Below are 504 nucleotides of genomic sequence, written 5' to 3'. Positions count from 1 at the left end.
CCCCCCCCCCCCCCACCCCTCCCTTCCCCTTGAAAAATCGGCCGGCAGAGGCTGCCTTCCCGGAAAATTCGGGCAGTAGATGTCGCCGCCCGGCAGGAATTGGCCGGCAGGCGCCGGCGGGACGGCCCAGGCACCGGCTGCAGGCGCCGGCCGCCGTACCGGTACGGCAGCCGGCGGTCTTGGTGCCCGCCCCGCAGGGGCATAGCTTGTAGGGGAACGCACTCTCCACCAAGCCGCCAGGGGGGCCTCATGACGCCGGGCAAGATGACCGGGACGCTGGCAGAATTCGGCGCAGCCGACGTGGCACTGGCCGGCGGCAAGGGCGCCAACCTCGGCGAGCTGGTGCGGCAGGGCTTTCCGGTGCCGGACGGGTTCGTCATTACGACGGCGGCCTACCGGGCCCTGCTGGCCCTGACGCCGCTGGGCGCGCAGCTGGAGCAGGCGCTGGCGTCCGGGGCGGACGGGGCGCGGATCCGGGAGCTGTTCGCCGCGGCCGCGATGCCG

1 protein-coding gene is annotated in these 504 nt (G+C 74.0%); it reads left to right on the top strand.

The window, feature by feature from the left end:
* Positions 1-249 precede the first annotated feature (249 nt).
* On the top strand, positions 250-504 hold a 255-nt coding region (locus ACFQ36_RS21615; RefSeq protein ID WP_377017434.1), incomplete at its 3' end, for a PEP/pyruvate-binding domain-containing protein.

The sequence above is a fragment of the Arthrobacter sp. GCM10027362 genome (assembly GCF_042679445.1).
GTDB lineage: Bacteria > Actinomycetota > Actinomycetes > Actinomycetales > Micrococcaceae > Crystallibacter.
This window is presented reverse-complemented; position numbering and strand designations above follow the sequence as displayed.